The following is an 803-nucleotide window of genomic DNA, read 5'->3' as shown; positions in this document are numbered from 1 at the left end:
GGGCCGGCGGCGAGCACCGCGCCGAGGCCCAGCCGCCCGGCGTAGGCGGTGACCCGCGTGTCGAGCGCGCCCGCCCAGGGCCACGCGAGGCCGCGGCGCGCGCGGGTGCCCAGCGCGCGGTCCACCACGCGCGCGGCGCTCGCGGTGGTTCCCCGCACGATTCCGGCCAGTTCGCCGCCGCCGGGCCGGTGGGCGAGGGAGGCCAGGTCGGGGTCGGCGTACGGCAGCGTCACCACCTCCCGGCCGCGCACCGCGTCCCGCAGGGCGGCCAGCCAGCGGGCCGCCGCCTGCCCGCCGCGGCCGGGGGCGCTGTCCCGGGGGTTGCTGCTGTCAGGCGTACGGGCCACCTGGTAGCCGTCGGCCATGGCCCGCGCCTGGACGATCAGGTCCGGGTCGACGACCCAGGTCACCGGGGAGCCCGCGCCCGCCGCCACGACCTGCCACAGCCGCCCGCCCGGCGCGAACTCGTCCGCCAGGCCGTCGTCGCGGAACACCGGCCGCACGCCGTGGGCGGTGCGCAGGCCCAGCGCCTCCATGCGCGGGGCGGCGGTGACCGGCCACACCACGGTGGCGCGCAGCGGCTCGGGGCGCGACGCGCCGCCGTCCGCCGAGGCGCCCGCCGAGGCCGAGGCGGCGGGCAGGAACGTGCGGTCCAGGGCCAGGACGCTCCCGTCCCGGGCGGTGGCGGCCACCGTCAGCGCGTACGCGCCCGGGCCGTCCAGGCCCAGGTCCGCCACCGGCACCGCGAGCCGGAAGGCACGCCGGGCGCCGGGCGGCAGCGGGCCGGGCCGGGCCGCGGCGCC

Annotated in this window: 1 protein-coding gene; it reads right to left on the bottom strand. The window is 82.3% G+C overall.

Annotated features, from left to right (window positions below; translation table 11 throughout):
• On the bottom strand, window positions 1-803 hold an 803-nt coding region (locus RKE29_RS30210), incomplete at both ends, for a DUF6049 family protein (protein WP_312008889.1).

Source organism: Streptomyces sp. B1866 (assembly GCF_031932565.1).
Taxonomy (GTDB): Bacteria; Actinomycetota; Actinomycetes; order Streptomycetales; family Streptomycetaceae; genus Streptomyces.
The sequence above is the reverse complement of the archived record's forward strand: the minus strand, read 5'-3'. Positions and strand labels throughout refer to the sequence as shown.